The sequence below is a fragment of the Massilia atriviolacea genome (assembly GCF_003953935.1).
Lineage (GTDB): Bacteria > Pseudomonadota > Gammaproteobacteria > Burkholderiales > Burkholderiaceae_D > Telluria_A > Telluria_A atriviolacea.
On sequence record NZ_RXLQ01000011.1, the window covers coordinates 77,152 to 77,567 of the forward strand.

A 416-nucleotide genomic window follows, 5' to 3' on the forward strand; every position below is an offset into this window, starting at 1 on the left:
ACGCGGCGAATCCCTTAACGCGACTTTTTCAACGTCGTTTTTCCTTCCCAACCACATCCCCCACCGTGATAAGCGCTACAAACACCGGCTGCGGATATCTTGGCACGTTTTCTATTCCCATCGAACTCGACGTGAACAACGCATGATTCCGCACCCGCTTCCTTTACGTAAGGAGAAAATGAGAGCTTGTTTCCGGATACCTTACCCAGCCCTGCAATATTCCCTGAGCAAGCGCCCGTGATTACACTAGTTGTGGCTGCAACGTCCCCGCTTTCAGGATTTAATACGATGATCTGCAAGTGGATGGAGTCCGAGGTATACCGTCCGTCGACATCAGCGTATTGCGCGGCAGCAAATGATGAAACGATCGACATTGACAGCGCTGCGCAAAAATTAACGATATTTTTCTTCATGAA

Annotated in this window: 1 protein-coding gene; it reads right to left on the reverse strand. The window is 49.5% G+C overall.

The genetic code is table 11. The features are described 5' to 3' along the window. Positions 1–14: 14 nt before the first annotated feature. Positions 15–413 carry a hypothetical protein gene (locus EJB06_RS20520; RefSeq protein WP_126075885.1) on the reverse strand — a complete coding sequence of 133 codons (399 nt, stop codon included), beginning with the start codon at positions 411–413 and terminating at the stop codon, positions 15–17. Positions 414–416: the final 3 nt, after the last annotated feature.

Bases quoted from the DNA above. Each gene is read 5' to 3' on its own strand.
- EJB06_RS20520 (WP_126075885.1), bottom strand. From the start codon at position 413: ATGAAGAAAAATATCGTTAATTTTTGCGCAGCGCTGTCAATGTCGATC.